General features: G+C 37.5%; 11 protein-coding genes. 10 read left to right on the top strand and 1 reads right to left on the bottom strand.

Features of this window, described 5'->3' with window-relative positions:
- The 4 genes from UC75_RS21700 to UC75_RS13320 form a co-directional block, all read left to right on the top strand.
- Window positions 1-1,083, top strand: a 1,083-nt coding sequence (locus UC75_RS21700; RefSeq protein ID WP_228137369.1) for a thiamine pyrophosphate-dependent enzyme, incomplete at its 5' end; no start/stop codon positions are given.
- Window positions 1,083-1,574: an acetolactate synthase small subunit gene (gene ilvN, locus UC75_RS13330; protein ID WP_001215920.1), complete on the top strand. Its 492-nt coding sequence runs from the start codon at window positions 1,083-1,085 to the stop codon at window positions 1,572-1,574. The genes UC75_RS21700 and ilvN, both read left to right, overlap by 1 nt.
- A 31-nt stretch (window positions 1,575-1,605) precedes the next feature.
- On the top strand, window positions 1,606-2,622 hold the full coding sequence (gene ilvC / locus UC75_RS13325) for a ketol-acid reductoisomerase (protein ID WP_004794656.1): 1,017 nt from the start codon (window positions 1,606-1,608) through the stop codon (window positions 2,620-2,622).
- A gap of 335 nt (window positions 2,623-2,957) precedes the next feature.
- Window positions 2,958-5,012 carry a GGDEF domain-containing phosphodiesterase gene (locus tag UC75_RS13320; protein WP_049837886.1) on the top strand — a complete coding sequence of 685 codons (2,055 nt, stop codon included), beginning with the start codon at window positions 2,958-2,960 and terminating at the stop codon, window positions 5,010-5,012.
- A gap of 701 nt (window positions 5,013-5,713) precedes the next feature.
- On the opposite strand, the gene UC75_RS13315 is transcribed toward UC75_RS13320, so the two are convergent.
- On the bottom strand, window positions 5,714-6,286 hold the full coding sequence (locus UC75_RS13315; protein ID WP_013198955.1) for a TetR/AcrR family transcriptional regulator: 573 nt from the start codon (window positions 6,284-6,286) through the stop codon (window positions 5,714-5,716).
- A gap of 329 nt (window positions 6,287-6,615) precedes the next feature.
- On the opposite strand from UC75_RS13315, the gene UC75_RS13310 reads away from it, so the two are divergent.
- The 6 genes from UC75_RS13310 to acnA form a co-directional block, all read left to right on the top strand.
- Entirely contained in the window at window positions 6,616-7,479 is an 864-nt protein-coding gene (locus UC75_RS13310) for a hypothetical protein (protein ID WP_049837885.1), read from the top strand.
- A gap of 232 nt (window positions 7,480-7,711) precedes the next feature.
- Window positions 7,712-9,304 (top strand): peptide chain release factor 3, encoded by a 1,593-nt coding sequence (locus tag UC75_RS13305; protein ID WP_004794650.1) that lies wholly within the window; start codon window positions 7,712-7,714, stop codon window positions 9,302-9,304.
- A gap of 69 nt (window positions 9,305-9,373) precedes the next feature.
- Entirely contained in the window at window positions 9,374-10,216 is an 843-nt protein-coding gene (locus UC75_RS13300; protein ID WP_049837884.1) for a hypothetical protein, read from the top strand.
- A 91-nt stretch (window positions 10,217-10,307) separates the two neighbouring features.
- Window positions 10,308-11,249, top strand: coding sequence for an RsiV family protein (locus tag UC75_RS13295; protein WP_128825288.1), 942 nt, complete (start codon window positions 10,308-10,310; stop codon window positions 11,247-11,249).
- Complete coding sequence (locus UC75_RS13290; RefSeq protein WP_049837882.1) at window positions 11,249-12,061, top strand: TatD family hydrolase; 813 nt, start codon at window positions 11,249-11,251, stop codon at window positions 12,059-12,061. The genes UC75_RS13295 and UC75_RS13290 overlap by 1 nt, the downstream gene beginning before the upstream one ends.
- 124 nt (window positions 12,062-12,185) lie before the next feature.
- Window positions 12,186-14,290, top strand: a 2,105-nt coding sequence (gene acnA, locus UC75_RS13285; protein WP_228137368.1) for an aconitate hydratase AcnA, incomplete at its 3' end; no start/stop codon positions are given.

Genomic DNA, 14,290 nt, shown 5'->3' with positions numbered 1-14,290 from the left:
GGTGGTGTTGTTCAAGGTAATGCGTCAGCATTATTGACTGAGTTGGCTCATTTGTTGGGCTATCCAGTGACAAATACACTTATGGGCCTTGGTGGCTTCCCAGGCAATGATCCACAGTTCGTGGGCATGTTGGGAATGCACGGTACTTATGAAGCAAACATGGCGATGCATAATGCTGACGTCATTCTTGCAATTGGTGCACGCTTTGATGACCGAGTAACCAATAATCCTGCAAAATTCTGTGTGAATGCAAAAGTTATTCATGTTGATATTGATCCGGCGAGCATTTCAAAAACGATCATGGCGCACATTCCGATTGTAGGGGCGGTTGAGCCTGTACTTCAGGAAATGTTGACCCAGTTGAAACAATTGAATGTGTCTAAGCCAAACCCTGAAGCAATTGCTGCATGGTGGGATCAAATTAATGAATGGCGTAAAGTTCATGGCTTGAAGTATGAAACACCTGCTGATGGCACGATGAAGCCACAGCAAGTTGTTGAAGCTTTATATAAAGCGACTAATGGCGATGCCATTATTACTTCGGATGTGGGGCAACACCAAATGTTTGGCGCGTTGTATTACAAGTACAAACGTCCACGTCAATGGATTAACTCAGGCGGATTAGGCACCATGGGCGTAGGTTTACCTTATGCAATGGCAGCTAAGTTAGCTTTCCCAGATCAACAGGTCGTTTGTATTACCGGTGAAGCTTCAATTCAGATGTGTATTCAAGAGCTTTCAACTTGTAAGCAATACGGTATGAATGTGAAGATCTTGTGCTTGAATAACCGTGCTTTAGGTATGGTTAAACAATGGCAAGATATGAACTATGAAGGTCGTCATTCAAGCTCATACGTTGAATCATTACCTGATTTTGGCAAATTGATGGAAGCTTATGGTCATGTGGGTATCCAGATTGATCATGCTGACGAACTAGAGTCAAAGCTTGCTGAAGCAATGGCGATTAATGATAAATGTGTATTCATTAATGTCATGGTTGATCGTACAGAACATGTTTATCCAATGCTGATCGCAGGTCAGTCAATGAAGGATATGTGGTTAGGGAAAGGGGAGCGTACATAATGAGACATATTATTTCTGTACTCGTTGAAAACGAAGCTGGTGCGCTTTCTCGTTTGGTAGGTTTATTCAGTCAACGTAACTATAACATTGAGACGTTGAATGTAGCCCCAACCGAAGACCCAACGTTATCACGTTTGACGTTAACCACTTATGGTGATGACCATAAGATTGAACAGATTACAAAGCAGCTCAACAAGCTTGTTGAAGTTGTAAAAGTAGTAGATTTATCAGAAGGTTCACACATTGAGCGTGAACTGATGTTGATTAAAGTAAAAGCGTTAGGTGCTTCACGTGCTGAAATTAAGCGAACAGCGGATATTTTCCGTGCGCAAATTGTCGACGTGACACCAACTACCTATACCATTCAAATAGCAGGGACAACTGAAAAATTAGATGGTTTTATCGATGCGCTTGCAGAAAACACTATTCTAGAAGTCGTTCGTTCAGGTGTATCTGGTATCGCCCGTGGCGAAAAAGTATTAGCCATTTAATTTTTTAAAAGTATTTTAGCGGAGAACACAAATGCAAATTTTTTACGATAAAGACTGTGACTTATCAATCATCCAAGGCAAGAAAGTAGCGATTGTTGGTTACGGTTCTCAAGGTCATGCTCATGCACTTAACCTTAAAGACTCAGGCGTAGACGTAACTGTAGGTTTACGTGCTGGTTCAGCTTCTTGGAAGAAAGCTGAAAATGCTGGTCTTAAAGTTGCAGAAGTGCCTGCTGCTGTTAAGCAAGCTGACCTCGTAATGATTTTGACTCCAGATGAATTCCAATCACAACTTTACCGTGACGTGATTGAGCCGAACATCAAAGAAGGTGCAACTCTTGCATTTGCTCATGGTTTCTCAATTCTTTATAACCAAGTTGTTCCACGTAAAGATTTAGATGTAATCATGGTTGCTCCTAAAGCACCTGGTCACACAGTTCGTTCTGAATACCAACGTGGTTCAGGTGTTCCTGACCTTATCGCAATTCACCAAGATGCTTCTGGTAATGCACGTAACGTTGCTCTTTCTTATGCTTCAGGCGTAGGTGGCGGCCGTACTGGTATTATCGAAACTTCATTCCGTGAAGAAACTGAAACTGACTTATTCGGTGAGCAAGCAGTTCTTTGTGGTGGTGCAGTTGAACTCGTGAAAATGGGCTTCGAAACTTTAGTTGAAGCTGGTTATGCTCCAGAAATGGCTTACTTCGAATGTTTACACGAACTTAAATTGATCGTTGACTTGATGTTCGAAGGCGGTATCGCTGACATGAACTACTCAGTATCTAACAATGCTGAGTACGGTGAATATGTAACTGGTACTGAAGTAATTAACGAACAGTCTCGTGAAGCAATGCGTAATGCGTTGAAACGTATTCAATCTGGCGAATACGCGAAGATGTTCATTCAAGAGGGTGCATTAAACTACCCATCTATGACTGCTCGCCGTCGTCAAAATGCTGCACATGGTATTGAAGTAACTGGTAATAAGTTACGTGCGATGATGCCTTGGATTCAAGCGAACAAAATCGTAGACAAAGAAAAGAACTAATTTTCTTTTTCTAAAGCTTCAAAAGAACCCTGCTACTATGCAGGGTTCTTTTTTATACTGTTTTTATTTGAATGTGAAAAAGAGCGATTAGGTCAACTTGACCAGATTAAAGAAATTCTATATTTTTCATATAATTGGCTGCTTAATTTTTAGTTACTCTATTGATTTATAAAGTAAAAAATACTTGACCAAAATATAGATAATGTTATTGTTTATAACTGACTAAAAACGTCAAATTTACTAAAATTTTTTTAACATGTTTAATTTTTAATTGTATTTTGGGCAATGAGTTGAACAAAATAAAAAAAAGTATTGAATAATCATGGAAGTCCACTATGGGTCATGTTGATTACGATAGCACATTGATCGTCGGCTCTTTCTTTGCAGCTGGCTTCATTTGCTATCTTGTGATTTCCATGGAGCAATTAATATTCAAGCAAGTCTATAAAAAATTTGAGTCCTTAATTCTATTTATCAATGGCTTATTGCTCTCATCAGCAATTAGTATTGTTCATATTATTGGTATACAAGCTTATCATCTGTCTGAAACAGTTAACTCGAATATTCCTTTGATTACTGTTTCATTTGCCATTAGTGCTTTGCTATCGTGCATTGCCATGTGGTTGACTTCGCGTTTTACGCTCCCTTTATTCCGACTCATTTTAAGCTCTATTATTATGGGAATTGGAATTTCAGCTTCATATTACATTAGTATGTTGGGCTGGAATATTAATATCTATAAAAAGGATTACACCTCTTTCTTACTATTATTTTCTATATTAATTGCGATGAGTGGCTCAGGGCTGGCGTTTTTATTAGCCTATAAATTAAAAGACAATGAACGTTACCGGCTAACTTTAAAAATCGCATTTTCGGTTATGATGACCTTAAGTATTATGGGAATGCACTATACAGCACTCATTGCGACGAATATCACTGATAAATTTATTAGCCAATATCAAGCAGAACATGACTTATTATTATTTACGATTATTTTAGTCACCTGTCTGGTACTCGTAGCAAGTTTTATTGTCGCGATGTTAGAGCAGCGGCTCACACAACAGAATTTAGAGTTACGTAAGGCGAATAAAGAATTAGCTAACTTATCTATACTAGATAATTTAACCAAACTACCCAATCGCCTTTACTTGGTTGATTATGCAGAGGTATTGCTCTCAGATCATCGATATAAAGATCAGAAAATTGCTTTTTTATATATTGATTTAGACCGTTTTAAATCGGTGAATGATGCATTTGGGCATCATGTGGGTGATCAATTACTTATTCAAATGGCAAACCGTTTACATTGGCAACTCAATGAAAAATGTAAATTGCTTAGAATCGGTGGCGATGAATTTTTGCTTATTGCAGAAAATACAAATGCAGATGAAGCGGTGGTTTTGGCTGAGAAAGTTTTACAACTGATTCAGGAAAGCTATCAAATTTCTGGTAAGGAAATTAATATTTCTGCAAGTTTGGGCGTGGCACTCTTTCCCGAGCATGGGCAAAATGTTCAGGACTTACTCATGAATGCTGATGCCGCCATGCTGATGTCTAAAGAACAAGGTCGGAATACATATACAATCTTTAGTTACTCAACCCATCAGCAAGAAACAAGAAGTCAGTCAAAACTGATCAATGATCTCTATAAAGCCGTAGAAGAAAAACAGTTCATCTTATATTATCAACCAAAATTTAATACGAATCTTGAAGTCTGTGGAGTTGAAGCCTTAATTCGTTGGAATCACCCAGCCTTAGGAATACTTACTCCGCATATGTTCATTGAAGGTGCGGAAAAAACGGGGTTAATTATTCCAATGGGGTATTGGGCACTGGAGCAAGCTTGCCTACAAATTCAAGCATGGGAACGCAGTAATACACCGTTTTATCCAGTTGCAGTGAACCTGTCGGCATTGCAGTTTGAAAATAAGAAGTTATTTAGTACGCTCGAAGCATTGTTAAAAAAATATCAAATTCAACCTCATCACTTAATTGTTGAAATTACAGAATCTACTGCAATGCGTCATATCGACTTGAGTATCCGAGCCTGTGAGCGGTTACGTGATATGGGAATTCGTGTTGCCATTGATGATTTTGGAACAGGGCATTCGAGCTTCTTATATTTAAAAGATTTGCCTGTAGACGAATTGAAAATTGATCGTGGCTTTATTGTTGATTTAAAACCAGGTTCAAAAGAAGAAGTTATCCTAGAAAGTATTATTCATTTAGCTAAAAAGCTAGGTTTAACGGTAACGGCAGAAGGGGTGGAAACTCAGCAGCAGGTTGAGATTTTGACCCGTTTAGGATGTCAGCAATTTCAGGGTTATCTATTGGGAATGCCTGTTCAGGTTGATCAACTCATTGAGTCTCAAGGTGCTAATTTCGTTTAACCTTTTATATATTAATTTTCTTTAATTTATTTTGTTAATTTTCAAACTTTCCTACTAAAAAGCGGCTGATCAACCTAGGTCTAATCTTTAAAAATGATAAGCTTAAAGAGAATACGTGCCTATTCAGTTGCAAATAAAAAGTTAAGCATAAATATATAGTTTAAGAGAGAGTGTCTTGTTACATGCTCATTTAGATGGGATTGTATAGTTAATAACTTTTGAAATTGAAAAGCTTTAGCCCAAAGCCTAGCAAGTTATAGTGTGCTATTGAAAGTGTTTGTAAGTGAAATTTATATAATGATTTTAATAACTTATATAAGTGCTTTGAAATGAGTGTGTTAACCTTTTTTGTTTGTAATAGAGAATAAAATACTTTAGATATAATAATTTATTAGTATATTTAAATAAAATATATAATTATTGTAAAAATTACTTTAATGAATAAGTAACTTGAGCTAGAAAAAGATTATAAAATTTTCTTATTGATTTTATTGAGTTTATAGAATAATTAGACTTAAATAGAGGGTGTCGATTAAGGTTGAAGTGAAATACTTTTTTTAAAAATAAAATCATTAAATTTATAAGGGTGTAAAAGAATGAGTGAATTGGCATTAACTTGGTGGAGTAGGAGTTTATGCTCCACCATAATTAACATTATTGTTTATTTTTATTAAATTATAAAAAGTTAATCAATTTATATATTAAATAGTTGCACACTCTCGAACCTTCTCGAAATTAATGATTTTATTTATATAAGACCATGTTTTTTCTGAGTTGATTTTTGATTTGTTTATAGTGCCATCAATAATGATACCATCGACAATATTAAGAAAGAGTCCTGTAAGGATTTGTTTATTCTCAACTTCTAGTTCTGAAAAGGTTGAAAAAACTAATTTGTAAATCCAATCTCGATATTTATTAATTTGATATTTAATAGATGGATACAATTGCATGACTTCAATCGTCGCTTTCTTAAATAAGCAGCCATTAAAATCATCTGTATTGATCCAGTCGACATACCAGTTGAAAATACTTTTAAGTTTAATTAATGGATCATCAATATCATTAACTTTATCAAATAAAGAAGTTTGGACTTCTAAATTTCTCCGATGAAGACATTCTTCAATTAAGGCTTCTTTAGAGGAAAAATATTTATAAAAAGTCATTTTTGCCACGTTTGCTTCAGCAATAATACGGTCAACCCCAATAGAGGTATAGCTTTTTTGGTTAAAGAGGGTAGTGGCTGTTGTTATAATTGTTTCTCTTTTTGACATCGGTTTTCTCGTCATAAAATATTTTTGATTAACTTTGCTATTGTAAAGTATGAAAGCTTAAATAAATCTTATTTTATGATATTTAAAAAATTATATTTATTCAATAGGTTGATTTGTTATTGAAAATAATGAAAATTACTTCTAATTGGCAGTAATTTACTTTTTTTAAATATTATTAATTAATTCGTTGATTTGTTGAGTTAATAAACATAATATAAAATTGTTAAGTTTTGGTTTGTGGAATTTATTTTAGCAATTGAATGCAAAATTGGAATAAAAATAAGGCCCTATAACTTAACTATAAGAAAAACTTTTTACTGAGAATGATTATGTCAAAAAAATTTGAAGACTTTAATAATCCAAGACAAAAAGCATTGCAAGGGATGAGAAATAGCATTCCTGCAAAACAGTGGGAAGAGAATTTACAATTTCTTAAAGAGTTAAGAAGTAAAATTGCAAAATTACCAGTTTCTAGACATCCTGCAATTGAAGTATTAAATAACGGTTATCTCGATAAGAAGAGTTTGACTCATATTCATTTAGAATATCGTCATGCAATTGTACAAATTTTTACAGATGCTTTATTAAAGGCTCAGTTTCTGACAAAACAATTGGAACCTAAACTCCATTCCGGAGCTAAAATGTTCCCAAGAGTATTATTAAGTTTAAATATACTTGATGAGTTTGGTTTTCGTCCTGGTTTAGGCAAAGATAATTATTATTTGGGGAATCCTGATTATGCTCATTATCCATTATATGAAGATTTACTTAATGATTATGGTTTAACAGAGCTTGATCGTCGTAACTTTAAGCCATCAAAAATTTCAGATCAGGTTAGATCATTTTTAGAATCTTCTTATGATAGTTATATCAATGTAGTCGCGTTACTAGCTGTTGCAGAGGAAGAGGTTATTCTTTTTAGTCCTCCATTACGTCAAGCGACCAAATTTGTGAATATCGATGTTGAAGGTGGTGGGTATTACCATGTGCATGGTGTATCTACTGATGAAACATCTGAAGCCGCTGATGATGACCATCAAGATGATCTTTGGTTCACTTTAGCGCAAGCAATTACCAAAGACGATTATGAAGGCTTAACGAAGCTATGTATTGAATATTGTGCGTTATGGAATGAGTTCTGGGATGCACAAATTGCCGATGTTCAGTTTATTGAAGAAAAGAAACTGGCATAAGATATTCTGCTAAGTCCGAAGAAAGCCCATCTAAGATTGTATGGGCTTTTTTAATTATAAAATTTCTAAGATGCTAAGCTACATTCTAAAAAAATATCTAAAAAGCTTATGAGTGGCTCATGGCTTATCAACAATCATTAAACACTTCTATAAATCTGCTACAATTACGCCAATTTTTATTTTGATCGACTTTAGGTCTTTGGCACTGCAATCTCCGCAGTAGGTGTATTTCATGAGTTTTAAAGATGAGTTAGCGGCACAGGTTGCTCAACGCCGCACATTTGCCATCATTTCCCACCCCGATGCCGGTAAAACCACCATGACAGAAAAATTGCTGTTATGGGGTAAAGCAATTCAGGTTGCAGGGATGGTAAAAAGCCGTAAATCTGACCGCGCAGCTACATCTGACTGGATGGAAATGGAAAAAGAGCGTGGTATTTCGATTACCACGTCTGTTATGCAGTTCCCATATAAAGGTCACACGATTAACTTACTCGATACACCAGGGCATGAAGACTTCTCGGAAGATACTTATCGTACCCTAACCGCAGTTGACTCTGCGTTAATGGTAATTGATGGTGCAAAAGGTGTCGAAGAACGTACCATCAAATTGATGGAAGTTTGTCGTATGCGTGACACTCCCATCATTTCATTTGTAAACAAGATGGACCGTGAGATTCGTGAGCCGCTTGAGTTACTTGATGAAATTGAAAATGTCCTCAATATCCGCTGTGTACCAATTACATGGCCATTAGGGATGGGACGTGATTTTGCTGGTGTATACAACATTATTGAAAATAAATTGTATGTCTACAAAGCGGGCTTTGGCTCAACCATTACAGATATTGAAGTCCGTGATGGATATGATCATGCCGACATTCGTGAAAAAGTAGGTGAGTTGGCTTGGGCATCTTTTGAAGAGTCGCTTGAACTTGTGCAAATGGCGAATGAGCCATTAGACCGCGAATTATTTTTACAAGGTAAGCAAACTCCGGTTCTATTTGGTACGGCATTAGGTAACTTTGGTGTTGACCATGTATTAGATGCTTTCATGGGCTGGGCACCTGAACCTAAAGCACATCCTACACAAGAGCGTGTGGTTGAAGCGAAAGAAGAAGGTTTCTCTGGTTTTGTATTTAAAATTCAAGCCAACATGGATCCGAAACACCGTGACCGTATTGCCTTCATGCGTATTTGCTCCGGTAAATATGAAAAAGGTTTAAAGATGAATCACGTGCGTCTTGGTAAAGATGTCCGCATTAGTGATGCTTTGACATTCCTTGCTGGTGAGCGTGAACATTTAGAAGAGGCATGGCCAGGCGATATTATTGGTTTACATAACCATGGCACAATTCAAATTGGTGATACTTTTACCAGTGGTGAAAATTTACATTTCACAGGTATTCCTCACTTTGCGCCAGAGATGTTCCGTCGTGTGCGTTTAAAAGATCCATTGAAGTCAAAACAATTGCAAAAAGGTTTGAAAGAGTTGTCGGAAGAAGGGGCGACTCAGGTATTTATGCCACAAATCAGCAATGACCTGATTGTGGGGGCGGTAGGTGTGCTTCAGTTTGATGTGGTTGCTTATCGTTTGAAAGAAGAATATAAGGTTGACTGTGTTTATGAGCCTGTAAGTGTTAACACAGTTCGCTGGATTCACTGTGATGACGAAAAAACTCTGAATGAGTTTAAGAAGAAAGCACATGATCAACTTTCTATCGATGGCGGCGGACACTTAACCTATCTTGCGCCAAGCCGAGTGAACTTGCAGATTATGCAAGAGCGTTGGCCTGATATTCAGTTCCGTAACACACGTGAACACTGATCATTTTAATGTGACAAACAGCTTCGAATAGAAGCTGTTTTGTTTTGAAAAATAAGAAAGGATGATGAAATGAATTTGAATAGAAAGACAGTTATTGCGCTTGTAGTTGCAGTAATCATATTAATTTTGGCAATTTGTCTTTTTGTCTGGAAAAGAACTCAGCCTTCATCATCTTCTCAAACAAAACTAGCGTCTACCCAAACTCAACATATAGAAAGGGCTGAAGTACTGCCATTTCTTAACTTACAACAAGTAAAAGCTGATTATGCTTTGCCATTTTGTGAGAAGAAAAATTGTATTGATGTCGATATTCAAACGATAAAGACTCAAGATACATGGCTAAATGAATGGATTGCCAAAAGTCAGGCTAAAGTGATCCAAGACCAAATTGATTTGAAAAAAGACTTAAGTTTGCAGCAAGCCATTAATGCCTATGTTAAAAAGTCTGATGAATGGCAAGATAAATATTCAAAGAATCGGGCTTATGAATTACATCTTCATACGCGTATTGCATCACAGCGCAACCAATATGTTTTATTGCAATTAGGGCTTGATACCAAGCAAGAAGAGCTCACGATTAAAGATCGTTATTACTTTTTCGTGGCCGACCGAAAACTGCATAAAAGCTTAGCTTTATTAGATGTTTTACAAAAGGATCAGCAAACTACTGTGCATCAAATGGTGCAGGTGGCCTATCAAGACTGGTTAAAAAAACAAACTGCTGACATAAAGAAAGAAGCACCAAAAACTTTATATTGGGGGCAGGCAGATTGGTTCTTTGATGGTGAAGGTGTTGGCTTACATTATCAGGCAAACCAGATTACTAAAGAAGCTCCACAGCTCGATATTTATTTATCTAAAGAACAAACCAAAAAAATATTACAACCCGAGGTTTATGAACAAATGTTTTAAGATGGTAGCAGAATTTGCAACCTCTATTTATATGCGCTAATTTCTTAGAAAAGGCACTGTGTAATCTCCTTAGAATAAAAGGCAAAATATGATGTTATCTTCTAAAGCTTCACTGCGATTAACTTTGCTTGCTTCTGCTATATTTTTGGTGGCATGCCAACCTAAAGCTGATCCTAAGGATTCTCAAGAACAACAGAAACCAGCAGTCGAGGAACAAAAGCCAGTAGAGCTGACTTTGAAGGGCGAAACAGTTCCTACTAAGGTTGCTTTACCTGATTGTGATGGTAAAACTTGTCCCGAATTCACAGTTGAACGTTTGCAGAGTAATTTTCCATTTATTGACAAAATTCTAGATCAGCAAATTTTAAAGACTCTAGGTCAAATTTTAGAGATTGCTGAACCAGATGCTAAAGTGAAGCAAGCCGATCAAAAAACAGAAGCTTCAGCGGCTGCGAGTGCAGAGCAAAAAAATAGTTTTGATGCACAGGTTCAACGTTACGCCAATTCATTTATTGGTTTGGATAATGAGTTAAAAGCGTTAAGTAGTAATCATCAGATTAATCTTTTGGTGAAACCTAAGATTTTGCAGGCTCAAGGTAAAGTCGTAACCGTGGTACTGAATAGTAGTAGCTATTTAGGTGGTGCGCATGGTTCTGCTGCACAGCATTATTATAATTTTGATTTAAAAGAACAAAAGCAGATCAAGCTTGAAGATTTGTTACGCCCACAGCAAAAAGCTGCATTAGAAAAGTTAGCCCATGAAGCCTTTAAGACTTGGGTTACAGACTCTAAACTGGCTGATAATGTGGGTGAATATGAGCAAGCTTGGCCGTTTAAACTATCTGATAACTTCTTATTGGGTGAGCAAGGTTTAATTCTTCAATATGGTGAATATGAAATTGGACCATATGTGGTGGGATTACCGCGACTAGTCATTCCATATGACCAATTACAAGACGTGTTGAAACAAGAGTATTTGCCACAGCCTAAAGCTAAACCAGCTTCGGCACCAGTTGCAAAAAGTGCTGGCTAATGCATTTGTTTGATACCCATACCCATTTTGATGTTGCCGATTTTGATGAAGATCGGCAACAGTTAGCGCTTAATGCCAAAAAAGTGGGCGTAGATGCATTAGTCTTAATTGGTTTTGTGCAGTCACGCTTTGACGAATTGGTGCAAACTCATCATCAGTTAAAGAGCTGGGAAAATGTGCCCACTTCATATTTAGCACCAGGTTTACACCCGTTTTATATTGAGCAGCATCAACCAGAGCATTTGACTCAGCTTGAACACATCTTGCAGCAACAGGGCTGTGTGGCAGTAGGTGAAATTGGCCTAGATACTTTCTTAAAAGAACATAAACAGCCCGATATATATGACAAGCAAAAGCAATATTTTGCAGATCAGTTAGAGCTTGCAACTCAATTCCAAAAACCAGTGTTACTCCACATTCGAAAAGCCCATGGTGATGTGCTCGCTATATTAAAAGCTCAAAAATTTAAATTGGGTGGTATTGCTCATGCATTTAGTGGTGGGGTAGAAGAGGCAAAAGGCCTTATTAAGCTTGGTTTTAAAATTGGTGTGACAGGACAGATTACCAACCCGAACGCAAAAAAACTTCATACTGTTGTGCAGGCCATAGGTGCAGAGCACTTGGTGATTGAAACAGATTGTCCAGATATGACACCACTTTGCTGTCAAACCTCAACAGAACAGCGTACCCGGAATACCCCTGTTAATTTGCCTTATGTTTTACAAAGTTTGGCTGAAAATTTAAATATGCCAGAGTCAGATTTGGCTGAGGTGCTGTGGAAAAACTCTCTCTCTGCATTGAAATTATCGTAATAAAAATCAAAGATTAAAAATATTAACTAAAACAAAACACAGCGATTAAAAAAGAAGCTTAAAGTAAGAAAACAACATGTAAAAACGTGAAAAATAACATTGCCAGACATGGGAGGATAACCCAATGGCTAAGTATAGCAATATCAATAGTTTTAATGCTTTACAGACGCTAACAGTAGGTTCCAGCAATTATCAGATTTTTAGCTTAGCCCAAGCAGAGAAAACGCTAGGGGATATTGCCAAACTGCCGAAATCTTTAAAGGTATTATTGGAAAACTTATTACGGTTTGAAGATCAGCACAGCGTTAAAACTGAACACATCCATGCTTTAGCAGAGTGGCTAAAAACTCGCACTTCAGATCAGGAAATTCAATATCGACCTGCGCGGGTTTTAATGCAAGATTTTACGGGTGTGCCAGCAGTGGTTGATTTAGCTGCAATGCGAGCAGCGATGGCACAAGCGGGCGGCGACCCTGAAAAAATTAACCCATTATCTCCTGTTGATTTGGTGATCGATCACTCGGTGATGGTCGACTATTTTGCTGATGATCAGGCCTTTGAAGAAAATGTACAAATCGAGATGCAACGTAATGGTGAGCGATATCAATTTTTACGTTGGGGACAATCAGCATTTAATAACTTTAGTGTAGTGCCACCGGGCACAGGTATTTGCCATCAAGTCAATTTAGAATATTTGGCTCAAGCGGTGTGGCTAGGTGAAGATAACGGCCAGACTTTTGCTTTTCCCGATACTTTAGTGGGTACAGATTCACATACCACCATGATTAATGGTTTAGGTGTTTTAGGTTGGGGTGTAGGGGGAATTGAGGCCGAAGCGGCTATGCTTGGTCAACCGATTTCGATGCTGATTCCTGAGGTCATTGGTTTTAAACTCACAGGAAAATTACCAGAAGGGATTACGGCAACTGATTTGGTGCTGACCATTACTCAAATGCTTCGTCAGAAAGGGGTAGTGGGTAAATTTGTAGAATTCTATGGTGATGGTTTAGCCGATTTACCACTTGCTGATCGTGCAACCATTGCCAATATGGCACCAGAATATGGGGCGACTTGTGGTTTCTTCCCAATTGATGAAGTGACACTAGGATATTTGAGATTAACTGGTCGTCAAAGTGATCGTATTGAACTGGTTGAAGCGTATAGCAAAGCACAAGGCTTATGGCGAAATGCAGGTGATGAACCTGTTTTTACCGATACTTTAAGTCTTGATATGAGTACGGTTCAGGCAAGTCTAGCAGGACCAAAACGTCCACAAGACCGAGTGCTTTTATCAGAGGTGCCGAAAACCTTTAATGCACTCATGGAGTTAACGCTAAAACCAGCGAAAGAAGCTAAAGAGCGTTTGGAAAATGAAGGCGGTGGCGGTACTGCTGTCGAGGCAAAAAAAGCAAATATTCAACATGAAAGTCCTTCTTGCGTGATTGAAGGACAAACCTATCCATTAAATCATGGTGATGTTGTTATTTCGGCTATTACATCTTGTACTAATACTTCTAACCCAAGTGTAATGCTGGCAGCAGGTCTGCTTGCTAAAAAAGCGATTGAAAAAGGTTTGCAGCGTAAGCCGTGGGTGAAAAGTTCTCTTGCACCAGGTTCTAAAGTCGTGACTGACTATTTGCTAGCTGCTGGGCTTACGCCATATTTGGATGAGTTGGGCTATAACTTGGTGGGATATGGTTGTACAACCTGTATTGGGAACTCAGGTCCACTACCTGAGCCAGTTGAAGAAGCAATTCAATGCCATGATTTGAATGTTGCATCAGTACTTTCTGGTAACCGTAACTTTGAAGGACGTGTACACCCATTAGTTAAAACAAACTGGCTTGCTTCACCACCTTTGGTAGTCGCTTATGGTTTAGTTGGTAATATTCGTACTGATTTGACAACGCAACCTATTGGGCAAGGTAAAGATGGGCAACCTGTTTACTTAAAAGATATTTGGCCAAGTCAGGCAGAAATTGATGCCGTTTTACAGAAAGTAAATACAGACATGTTTCATAAAGAATATGCTGCGGTATTTGATGGTGATGAAAGCTGGCAATCGATTCAGATTCCAAAAAGTAAAACTTACGAATGGGCTGATGATTCGACTTATATCCGTCATCCGCCATTCTTTGAGGGCATTGGTGAACCGCCAAAACCAATTAAAAATATTGAACAGGCAAATATCTTGGCAGTGCTTGGTGACTCGGTAACAACTGACCATAT

Origin of the sequence: Acinetobacter sp. V2 (assembly GCF_001188385.1) — a bacterium.
GTDB classification, from domain to species: Bacteria; Pseudomonadota; Gammaproteobacteria; order Pseudomonadales; family Moraxellaceae; genus Acinetobacter; species Acinetobacter oleivorans.
Note: the sequence above shows the minus strand (reverse complement) of the source record. Positions and strands in the feature narration are given on the sequence as shown.